The 4,447-nt window shown below is 55.8% G+C and carries 4 protein-coding genes and 1 pseudogene; 3 read left to right on the top strand and 2 right to left on the bottom strand.

What is annotated here, in order from left to right; all coding sequences use genetic code 11:
- Positions 1 to 307 precede the first annotated feature (307 nt).
- Positions 308 to 1,295 (top strand): annotated as a pseudogene (corA, locus tag AC27IQ_RS19215) (magnesium/cobalt transporter CorA).
- Between the two features lie 280 nt (positions 1,296 to 1,575).
- Complete coding sequence (locus AC27IQ_RS19220) at positions 1,576 to 1,803, top strand: hypothetical protein (protein ID WP_487090433.1); 228 nt, start codon at positions 1,576 to 1,578, stop codon at positions 1,801 to 1,803.
- A gap of 286 nt (positions 1,804 to 2,089) precedes the next feature.
- On the opposite strand, the gene AC27IQ_RS19225 is transcribed toward AC27IQ_RS19220, so the two are convergent.
- The gene (locus AC27IQ_RS19225) at positions 2,090 to 2,518 is read right to left on the bottom strand and encodes a hypothetical protein (protein ID WP_487090435.1); all 429 of its coding nucleotides are present in this window, start codon (positions 2,516 to 2,518) and stop codon (positions 2,090 to 2,092) included.
- A gap of 382 nt (positions 2,519 to 2,900) precedes the next feature.
- Between AC27IQ_RS19225 and AC27IQ_RS19230 the strand changes: the two genes are divergently transcribed.
- Entirely contained in the window at positions 2,901 to 4,007 is a 1,107-nt protein-coding gene (locus AC27IQ_RS19230; protein ID WP_487090436.1) for an aromatic ring-hydroxylating oxygenase subunit alpha, read from the top strand.
- A gap of 117 nt (positions 4,008 to 4,124) precedes the next feature.
- Here the strand turns inward: AC27IQ_RS19230 and AC27IQ_RS19235 are convergent.
- Positions 4,125 to 4,447, bottom strand: a 323-nt coding sequence (locus AC27IQ_RS19235) for a phosphorylase family protein (protein WP_487090437.1), incomplete at its 5' end; no start/stop codon positions are given.

Genomic DNA, 4,447 nt, shown 5'->3' on the forward strand with positions numbered 1-4,447 from the left:
CACCTGGGCCGACCTGTGCCGCGCCCTCGCCACGGTGCGGGCGGCGGGCACCCCCGCGCCCGAGGCGGGCTGACGGAAAAAAAAAGCCTTACCGCTACTGCGCCCACGGGCTGCCAGGCCCCGCCGGCCCTCGGCGGGTGTCATGGGATTGACGCAGCGCAATGCCATAATCCGCGGCTTGCATTTTTGGAGATTCCTCCGTGGAAACCTACCCCAGTTGGTAGCTTTCAGCTCCCGGCCTGCCGAGGGTTGAAAGCCGCCCCATCCCTCGCAGAAAAAGCCCACCACACACCGGGAGTGAGCCCACATGCTCAACATTTTCACGCTCGCCAACGGCCGGCTCGTCCAGGAAGAAATCGAATCCCTGGAAGAGCTGGCGCAGTTCCAGCCCATCTGGGTCGACCTGGAGTCGCCCACCCTCGAAGAAAAAACGCTGGGTCAAGCAGCACTACGGCCTCTTCATCCCCGAAGACGCCATGGACGAGGACATCGAGGAATCCGCCCGCTTCTATGAAGAAGACAACGGCGAGCTGCACATCCGCAGCGACTTTCTCATCGACGACGAAGACGACCCGCGCTCGGTGCGCGTGGCCTTCATCCTGAACCTCGTCAACGACACGCTCAAGAGCAAGGGCGTGCTCTTTTCCATCCACGACGAAGATGTGCCCGTCTTCCGCCTGCTGCGCATGCGCGCGCGCCGTGCGCCGGGCCTGATCGAGGATGCGAAGGAGGTGCTGCTCAAGCTCTTCGACGCCGACGCCGAATACTCCGCCGATACCCTCGAAGGCATCTACGACGACCTGAAGAAGGTCAGCGTGCAGGTGCTGGCCGGCGACGTGACCGATGCCCGCGCCGGCGAGGTGCTGGCCGCCATCGCGCGCCAGGAGGACCTGAACGGCCGCATCCGCCGCAACGTGATGGACACGCGCCGCGCCGTGAGCTTCATGATGCGCAGCAAGATGCTCAACGCCGAGCAGTTCGAGGAGGCGCGCCAGATCCTGCGCGACATCGAATCGCTCGATAACCACACGGCGTTCCTGTTCGACAAGATCAACTTCCTGATGGACGCCACGGTCGGCTTCATCAACATCAACCAGAACAAGATCATCAAGATCTTCTCGGTGGCCAGCGTCGCCCTGCTGCCGCCGACGCTGATCGCCAGCGTCTACGGCATGAACTTCAAGTTCATGCCCGAGCTGGACTGGTCGCTGGGATACCCCTACGCGCTGGCGCTGATGGTGGCCAGCGCCCTGGGCCCCATGTGGTACTTCCGAAAGCGCGGCTGGTTGAAGTGACCCCCCTGAGCCGCTGCGCGGCTTCCCCCCAGGGGGACGACGCCAGTGGCCCGGCGGAGCCGGTTCCACGGCGTCTGCTGGACTGAAGACGCGCGACGCTGATAGGCGTTTGTTGTGCTGCGTCGAATTGGCCTTAAGCACAATAAACACTAGGGCATGCAGCTATTATTTTCATAGCATCAAGCAGCCCTATATTGCGTTTCATGAAGGACGATGCTAAGTGACCTAATAGACTGATTGCATCGAGATTTAGGTTAACTCTTAGTCCAGAAAAGCCTTCATGGTGTTCCAGCAGTGCGTGAACGCAGCTTCCACCGCTTGCAACCAGCGCTGCGTAAAGTACCAATTGTTTCGGATTGAGAAAAAAGTCTGTACTGGTCTTGTTGTTCAATGGGCACAAGCAGACGATGGTTGGTTCAAGGCCATATCGCTCCTCACTAACCAAGATGCGTTATCTGTCGGTGAGGCCAGTCCTTCCTGGTATCGCCTTAAAAATCTCCTCCAATGATTGCAGGATGCTGAATATAAATTAAATATTTGACAGACGAACAAAAACAACACAGCATTGACTGCTTGCCGCCATTTCGGCGTCAAATTCTTTAGGAGTCATAAATGGATGCAGAGCCAATTGGAAAGCGGTTTTTAAATTCCAGCCCCCCTGGAGTTGTTTTGGTTTTTTCTGTAGCCTCCAATACAAGTGGCGCAATAATTCGGACAGGCTACATTAACCCTGTCACCGGAACTGTAAATCTGGTTGCTGGTACAGTGGCGCCTACTGGAATAGGGGATGTTAGTCAGCCAATCATTTTTTCCGGCAACGGAAACTCGGCGGCCGGCTCAAATAGCGAAGTGGTAATGCCGTACCCACTGTATATCCCTGCCGGAATGGGGCTTTGGGTGGCAAACTCAGGACCAGGAGCCATCGCACTTACTTGGGATTTATTATCGTGATCTTTATTGAATAGAAAACACCATTTCACGAAGGCAACTATGAATGCTGTCCCCATAGGAAAGAATTTTGCAACCATTGCCCCTAAAGGCGTGGCGCAATTGGTAGCTCCTTCTGCGAATACCAATGGAATTGTGATCCGAACTTGCTTTTGCAATCCGCAAAATGGCACCGTCAATCTAGTCGCGGCAACCAGTGCTCCATCGGGAATTTCAGATACATCCAAGTCAATAATATTCAGTGGAAACGGAAATACCACAACAGGATCAAACACTCAAATATTCATTCCCAAACCGTTATACATTCCCAAAGGTCTTGGGCTGTGGGTTGCAACCTCTGCGAACGCAGGAGTGATTGCCCTCACCTGGGATATTTTAAGTTAATTATTACTAGTGATCAGCTGAAGCACACAATTTCCCTCGTATGCTTCAGTTGATTTACTTTCAGAGAATTTTTTGCTTTCTTATTTGCATAATTTTTCGCAAATAATTCAATTCTCTTCACACCACGAAATCAGCATAAAAAATAGTGCAGCGATATCTTCACCAACTATTTTTTATCAGGCAAAAATGACCGGGATCAATTTTCCTGAAGAACTTTTATCTTAGGTCAAATGCAATGCTTTTTTTCGCTGCGGTGTTCAAGTAGGATTGATCATGCCCGAGAACCATCTTATCGATCCAGCTGACTACACAAACCCAGACGTGCTTGCTTTGGAGGAAAAGTATATTTTTCGGCAGGCATGGCATTTGGCCGCATTGACCCGCGATATTCCGAACGAACTGGACTATGTCAAGCGGCTCATTGGAGCGACTGATTTGGTGATTCATCGCCATGAAGGCCGCATCGTGGCCTACGCCAATGTATGCCCCCATCGCTTCTCCGCATTCTTCGAGAAGCCCAGCGGTCATGGCCCAATCCGCTGTCCCTACCATCTTTGGACTTACAACGGCGACGGAATGGCGATTGGCGTGCCCCATCGACACAACGAGGCGTTGGCGTGCTATCAGACGGCAGACCTGCGGCTGGAGACTTGGCAGGTGGAAACCCTTGGCGAGTTCATTTTCGTGAGCGCGGAGCCTCGACAGCGCCTGGACGAATTTCTGGGCGCCACGCTGCCCGCCCTGGACCAGATGTCTCGGGCGATAGGAGCAGAGAAACCGAAGAGGGTGCAAGACATCGCAGCCAACTGGAAAGTCGTGCTGCAAAACACTGTGGAATTCGAGCACGCCTTCTCCGTGCACGCAGATACTTTTGCGGCCGACGTGCAAAAACCCCTTCAGGTGGACAGCGACCCCAACGCTGACAACACCATCTCGTACACCACCCGGCTCAATCCCAAGCGCTACGAGCGCCCGCGTGATGCTAGGGTGAATGAAATCTTCAAACGGGTGCCGGTTCCGTACCCGGATGGCTATCGGCATCACGTGATCTTTCCTGCCACGACCATTGGATACACCGACAACCAGCAGCTTGCCATCATGGATTACCAGCCGACAGGCACTGGCAGTTGCAGGATGTTCGCCCGCCTCTTCAGCTTTGAGGTTCCTGATCTCACTCGGGCTGAAATGGCGATGCTGGAAATCGTGGGTCCTTGGCACACCGCCTACGCGGAAAAGCTCTTTGCGGAAGATCAAGCCATCTGTGAGGCAGTGCAACGCGGGCTGTCGTCCAGACCCTCACGCATGAAGGGCGTTCTGCAACCCGGCGAGCGCCTCGTTCGACGCTTCCAGGAAATCTATCGCCAATGGATGGATCGATAAAACCCCAAGGCGGCAGGTCCACAGCACCGGCCGAGACAAACGCTTTCCTTTCCGAAAACCACCCAATAGGCAAACAGCCTCCAGCGCAATTATCACTAGGGCATACAGCTATTATTTTTATAGCATCCTGAGAAACCGCCCGATGATGCCATCGGCATACTGGCTGGCCACGGCCTGCACGAAGCGGGGGAAGTCCACGTGCGCGGCGTCGTCCGCGCGGTCGGAGACCGTGCGCACGGCGGCGAAGGGCACGCCGTAGTCGCTGCAGACCTGGGCCACGGCGGCGCCCTCCATCTCCACCGCCAGCACCGCATGGCCGGCGGCGGTGAACGCGTCGCGCAGCGCCTGCGATTCCTGCACGGTCGACACGAAGCGGTCGCCGCTTGCGATCAGGCCCCGGTGCACGCGCGGAGCGCGCAGGGGCGGGGGCAGTCCCGCCG

The sequence above is a fragment of the Acidovorax sp. KPB24-07 genome, assembly GCF_057543315.1.

Coding starts and splice junctions, on each gene's coding strand:
- AC27IQ_RS19220 (WP_487090433.1), top strand. CDS start 1,576: ATGGTGTTCCAGCAGTGCGTGAACGCAGCTTCCACCGCTTGCAACCAG.
- AC27IQ_RS19230 (WP_487090436.1), top strand. CDS start 2,901: ATGCCCGAGAACCATCTTATCGATCCAGCTGACTACACAAACCCAGAC.